The sequence below is a fragment of the Klebsiella sp. S69 genome, from assembly GCF_016516145.1.
Lineage (GTDB): Bacteria > Pseudomonadota > Gammaproteobacteria > Enterobacterales > Enterobacteriaceae > Klebsiella > Klebsiella oxytoca.
In genome coordinates this window covers 1-1,750 of record NZ_JACVUU010000066.1, presented here as the reverse complement: position 1 = coordinate 1,750, position 1,750 = coordinate 1, and the positions used below count along the sequence as shown (strand labels likewise).

Sequence of the window (1,750 nt, the reverse complement as noted above, 5' to 3'; positions counted from 1 at the left end):
CTTATCTGTACCGTGCTGTTGACAGCAAAGGCCGCACCATCGATTTTTATCTTTCCCCGCGTCGTAACAGCAAAGCGGCATACCGGTTTCTGGGAAAGATTCTGAACAACGTGAAAGGCTGGCAGATCCCCCGCCTCATCAACACCGATAAAGCCCCTACCTATGGTCGCGCGCTGGCGTTACTGAAACGGGAAGGCCGGTGTCCACCTGATGTTGAACACCGGCAGATTAAGTCCCGGAATAACGTCATAGAATGCGATCATGGCAAGCTGAAAAGGATAATCAACGCTAGGCTGGGATTTAAATCCATGAAGACAGCATACGCCACAATCAAAGGGATTGAAGTGATGCGTGCGCTACGGAAAGGTCAGGCCGAATCATTTTATTTTGGGCATCCCCTGGGCGAGATGCGTCTGGTGAGTAGAGTCTTTGAAAGATAAGCCCTTTCAATAACACGAAAGGCTACCCCATCACTAACTTTGCAACAGTGCCGTTTTACGCAGGTAAGCCGTCGCCGCATCCGTACCCGATGAACTGGCTGGCCTGTTTTGACCAGCCGGAACTTGCGCGGGAGGTCTACAGCCGGGATTTTGCGCTGGCCGATGTGACGGTGATACCCGACGAAGAACTGATGCAGCACAAAAGCGTGGCGCTACTGTCACTGGTGATGAAGCATATCCGAACCCGCGATATGATGGAGTTTATCGACGAAATTGCGTTGCTGGCGCTAAAAACTACGCTGACAACAGAGCAATTCACAGCAATAATGCACTATATCTTCTTTGCCGGAAAACGGACGGAAACCCGCGATTTTCTGGAAGAACTGAAGCACAAGGCACCACTACGCGAGGGGGAGCTGATGACCATTGCAGAGCAACTGATTGAAGAAGGTATCCAGAAGGGTATTGAGCAGGGAATTGAGCAGACAGCCAGAAACATGCTCGAAAAGGGTATGAGTATTGAACTTGTTCATGATGTCACGAAGTTACCCGTAGAGCATCTTCAGACCCTTTTACACTAATTCCGACGCCGTGCCAGAGATGGCGCGGTGTATTCCTCTATCGTTCTTCTGACTGTAACCTGCCTGACAGCCCGCCGAAAACCTGCCTGCGGCGCGGTGGCGTTGCTGCGCTGACGCGCCGCCACTGCCACTCGTCCAGGTGTACTGTTCTTATCTTAAGGTCTGCGTATCTTCCTGTTTCCTCTTCTGCTGCTTCTTACTGCTTATATCCTTCCTGCTTCGGGGTTGTGGTTACCTTCAATCACTGAACAACACAACCCGGTGACTCCTCCGGCTCCTGACCCGCTGGCGCGGCTCAGTCGTCAAGCCACACTCCGCTAACCGCGAAACGATGCGGTAAGCTCCGCCGAACCCGCTCGCGGTTTCGGGCCTGCCGGCTAGTGTCTGATGTCTGACGTCAACAGCAGGCTTGCAGTATCCGTCAACGGATACGCCGCCCCTCTACGCGCCGTAACCTGCGCTTACTGCACCCCGGCAAAAAAACAACGGCCGCCGGGCTGTAAGGCGCAACGCCGTTTCGCCTGCCACGACCCGTCGTTGCCGGTGTGCCTGCCCTGGTATTCCGTGCGCCTTTCTCCGTTTAAGCCCCTTCGCCCGGGAATATCACGCCACAAACCGCCTGGCTGTCCAGTACCGCTCACGCTCTCCGGCAACATTTTTTGCCGAAAACCCGACAAATGTAGTGGCACACTGAATTTGGCCACCTGAGTAGAGGTGATATGCTCACCT

At 53.9% G+C, this 1,750-nt stretch carries 3 protein-coding genes; 2 read left to right on the top strand and 1 reads right to left on the bottom strand.

Annotation, left to right across the window (positions count from 1 at the left end; genetic code table 11):
* A partial coding sequence (locus tag IAE27_RS29210; RefSeq protein ID WP_200093420.1) for an IS6 family transposase occupies positions 1-440 on the top strand: 440 nt, incomplete at its 5' end.
* A gap of 47 nt (positions 441-487) precedes the next feature.
* On the top strand, positions 488-1,021 hold the full coding sequence (locus IAE27_RS29205; RefSeq protein ID WP_200093419.1) for an Rpn family recombination-promoting nuclease/putative transposase: 534 nt from the start codon (positions 488-490) through the stop codon (positions 1,019-1,021).
* Positions 1,022-1,482: 461 nt separating this feature from the next.
* Here IAE27_RS29205 and IAE27_RS29810 read toward each other — a convergent pair.
* The coding region (locus IAE27_RS29810) for a hypothetical protein (protein ID WP_227685348.1) at positions 1,483-1,750 on the bottom strand (268 nt) is incomplete at its 5' end.